General features: G+C 66.0%; 3 protein-coding genes and 1 tRNA gene. 1 reads left to right on the top strand and 3 read right to left on the bottom strand.

The window, feature by feature from the left end:
- From Mterra_RS21110 to Mterra_RS21100, 3 genes are all read right to left on the bottom strand, one after another.
- Window positions 1-221 (bottom strand): DUF2243 domain-containing protein (locus Mterra_RS21110; RefSeq protein ID WP_218023001.1); only part of this gene is annotated, 221 nt, incomplete at its 3' end.
- A 558-nt stretch (window positions 222-779) separates the two neighbouring features.
- Window positions 780-865, bottom strand: a tRNA-Leu gene (locus tag Mterra_RS21105).
- Between the two features lie 90 nt (window positions 866-955).
- Window positions 956-1,351, bottom strand: coding sequence for a hypothetical protein (locus Mterra_RS21100; RefSeq protein ID WP_157202704.1), 396 nt, complete (start codon window positions 1,349-1,351; stop codon window positions 956-958).
- A gap of 39 nt (window positions 1,352-1,390) precedes the next feature.
- On the opposite strand from Mterra_RS21100, the gene Mterra_RS23745 reads away from it, so the two are divergent.
- A partial coding sequence (locus tag Mterra_RS23745; RefSeq protein WP_338025088.1) for a hypothetical protein occupies window positions 1,391-1,619 on the top strand: 229 nt, incomplete at its 3' end.

Genomic DNA, 1,619 nt, shown 5'->3' with positions numbered 1-1,619 from the left:
CCCCACAGCAGCCCGACCCCCACCGCCGTCACGATCCACACCAGCGTGTGGAAAAGCCCGTCCGCGAGCATGTTCAGCCGCATCGCCTCCATGTCCCGCGGCGGGACCCGGTTGGAGAGCATGTGGTGCCACTGCAAGATCTGGTGCAGCACGATCCCGTCCACGAACCCGCCCATCCCTATCCCCAAGCAGACCCCGGCCGCCCTCAGCTTCGCGTGCACGCCCAAAGCCTAAGGGCGGCTCGAGGCGGCTCCATCCCTCCGAAGTGGCGGTGGGGTCTAACCCGGAAGGGGGGGCTCGAGGCTCACGCCCCGGCAGAAAAGCGCAGGGGACGTGAGGCCGTGCCGCTCAGCCCGCACGGCCGAGCCCGGCTCGAAAGAGACCAGGCAAGTATTACGAGGATTCCTGCTAAGATGTAACGAAAGAAACATTCCCAGGTCATCTTTACCGATCGCCCCACCGGGTTCTAGCCGCTAGAGGTCCATGTTTTGGAGGTGATGGGGTATGAGGCTGCTCAGGTTTATGGGCTTATCGGCGCTGCTCTTTACTGCATTCGCGGCAACTCCTCTAGGTTGTACACCCGGTCCCGGCGGCGGAGGCGGCGGTGGGAGCTGCTGCAAAATATGCCGCGACGGCAAGGCCTGCGGGGACACCTGCATTGCCAAGAACAAAACCTGTAACGTAGGCCCCGGGTGTGCTTGTAACGGGAGGTAGGCCTGGGGTAACCATCTCCCCAGGCCTCTCGACCCTCTTCAGCGGTCAGCTTTCCTGTTTCGTGCTGGTGCCGAGGGTGGGACTCGAACCCACACGCCCTTGCGGGCAACGGATTTTAAGTCCGTAGCGTCTACCGTTCCGCCACCCCGGCGTAAAACACTGCGTATTGTACGGGCTCGAGGCCGCCCCGCCAAGTGAAGCGGGGGAGGCGCGGGGCCTCCCCTGCCGGGGCTTGCGCGGGTTAGGCGCTGTGGGCCTGGAGCTTGGGGCCTTCCGTGGGCGGGGCCGCGTCTTTGTTCTTGCGGGTCAGGCCCGACTTGCGGGCGCTCTTGCGGACGTAGCCCATGGCCTCGTACATCTTGGAGTCGGGGCCGAGCTCGGGGTCGCCGATGACGCCGTTGACCACCCGCTGCATGCGCTCGAGCTTGGCCTCGATGAGCTTGTCGCGGTCGGTCTGGGCGTTGTCCCACTCGGTGCGCTTGCGCTCGACGAGCGCCTGGGCCTGCCGCACGGCCTCCACGTCGGCGCGGTACTCCTCGAGGCTCACCCCCGCGATCACCCGCCCGGGGTCGGTGGCCTCCCAGCCGTTGAGCACCTGTTCCATCCGTTCGATAACGCGTCCTGGGTTCTTCGCCATAGCTTCCTCCGGGATAGCTTATTGTCGCAGTTCCAAATTATGCAGGTGCCCCCGCCTTGTCAAGGGGTGGGTGTGCACGCCTGGGGGATGCCGCCCCAGCCTCGGGGGATGCATCCCCAGGCTTTGGGGATGCGGCAACAAGCCTTGAACGCGGTCTCGGGCGCGGCCTGGGTCAGCTTCCACCACGGCGGCGGGGTGGGCATGGGCTACAGCCTCCACGCCGGGCAGGTCACGGTGGCGGATGGCTCGGAGGAAGCGGCCTACCGCT

Origin of the sequence: Calidithermus terrae (assembly GCF_003574345.1) — a bacterium.
In the GTDB taxonomy this organism is placed as follows: domain Bacteria; phylum Deinococcota; class Deinococci; order Deinococcales; family Thermaceae; genus Calidithermus; species Calidithermus chliarophilus.
Note: the sequence above shows the minus strand (reverse complement) of the source record. Positions and strands in the feature narration are given on the sequence as shown.